Annotated in this window: 1 pseudogene; it reads left to right on the top strand. The window is 67.5% G+C overall.

Annotated features, from left to right (window positions below):
• Positions 1-1,464: pseudogene (locus tag AC1D12_RS33200) on the top strand (hypothetical protein); the annotation flags it as partial.

The raw sequence follows: 1,464 nt of genomic DNA, 5'->3' as shown, positions 1-1,464 counted from the left end.
GCATCAAGAATGGCCCGTTCACCCGCAAGTACCTGGACCGCGCAGGTCGGCTGCTGCGCCATGTGACCGAAGCCTTCGACGGACCGACGCAACCCGGCGGCACGAGCCGGCTGATCGTCACCGACACCGAGTACGGCGATCTGGGCCAGGTGCTGGTGCAGACGCAGCCGTACTTCCTGGACAGCGGTTCGTCGACGAGCGCAGGCAGTGCAGACGTGGGGCTCACGCGCACCGAGTACGACGCATTGGGCCGCCCCGTTCGGGTCTACACCGCCGACCCCCAGGGCAGCCAGCCGAGCGTGAGTTTCGGTGCCCGCGGCAACCGCAGGGCTCGGGTGTCGAGCATTGCGTACGGCGCGCTGGCCACCACCACGACCGACGACCAGGGCCACACGCGGCGCGAGGAGCGCAACGTGGAAGGCCGGTCGATCCGCATCACYGATGCGCARGGYGCGCAACTCGTYCACCAGCATGACGCGTTCGGCAACTTGGTGGCAWCGAAGGACGCGCTGCAGAACACGGTGCAGATCAGCTACGACGTGCGKGGCAACAAGCTCAAGCTGAYCGACCCGGACGCCGGGGTGATCGAGTAYCGCTACGACGCGCTKGGSCAGCCGGTGTGGCAGCAGAACCCGYTGCAGAAGCAGCGCGGCGGCCAGACGACGATGGCCTACGACGTGCTCGGGCGGATGACGCAGCGCATCGAGGCGGARTACCAGAGCACCTGGACCTACGACAGCTGCYTGATGGGCATCGGCAAGCTGTGCGCGACGAGCACCAGCACCGGCATCAGTCGGCAGTGGGCGTACGACGGATTGGGCCGGCCGATCAACTACCGCACCAGCGTCGTCAACGGGCCGAGCTTCGCCAGTGCGCTGAGCTATGACGCAAACGGCCGGCAGGCGACGCAGACCTGGCCGACCGGGCTCACTGTGAACTACGGCTACACGCCCAAGGGATTCCTGAACAGTGTGTCGCTGGCAACCGCGGTCACGGTGAGCCCGCTGCCGAGCACCCCGGGAGGCACGCCGGGCGCGAGTGTCACGCTGCCTGCCGGCACGGTGCTGTGGCAGGCGCAGGCCTGCAACGCGTGGGACCAGTTGGAGCAGCAGCGGTACAGCAGCTCGGTGGTGAGCAAGTCGGGCTATGAAGCCACTACCGGCCGTGCGAGCGGCCTGACGGCAGGCAAGGGCAACGCCACTGACGTGCTGAACCACGGCTACGTGTGGGACAGCCTGGGCCGGCTGACGAACCGCAACGATGCGAACGGGGATGGCAGCACCGGCGCGGTGACGGAGAACTTCGAGCACGACGCGTTGGGCCGGCTGCAGCGCTACACGGTGGCGGCTCCTGCGATCAACGGCCTCGTGCGCACGGTGAGCCTGCAATACAACGCGCTGGGCAGCATCCTCTACAAGAGCGATGTCGGGGTGTACAGCTACAACGCACAGGGCGCCAATGCAG

The sequence above is a fragment of the Rhizobacter sp. P1_G5 genome (assembly GCF_056405435.1).
This window is presented reverse-complemented; position numbering and strand designations above follow the sequence as displayed.